We start from the raw sequence: 222 nt of genomic DNA on the forward strand, positions 1-222 counted from the left end.
GTATCCTCGATGATCATATCGTCCACGATATTGATGGTCACCGATTGTGTATCCCCAGTTACCGTTCCGGCAGGGAAGTTCACAAAGGTATCCGTATTGGCCACCGTATAGTCATCAGGGTTGATAGCTGAGTTATCGGTCACGTTAAAGTTGACGTTGAAGCCCTGTTGTACGGTATTACCGGTATAAGATATCACGAAGGAGGCAGTACCTGCATCTTCA

1 protein-coding gene is annotated in these 222 nt (G+C 46.8%); it reads right to left on the reverse strand.

Going from position 1 to position 222, the window contains the following annotated elements; genetic code table 11:
• Positions 1-222 (reverse strand): Calx-beta domain-containing protein (locus RM706_RS16480; protein ID WP_311353366.1); only part of this gene is annotated, 222 nt, incomplete at both ends.

The organism is Croceitalea rosinachiae, assembly GCF_031846445.1.
GTDB lineage: Bacteria > Bacteroidota > Bacteroidia > Flavobacteriales > Flavobacteriaceae > Croceitalea > Croceitalea rosinachiae.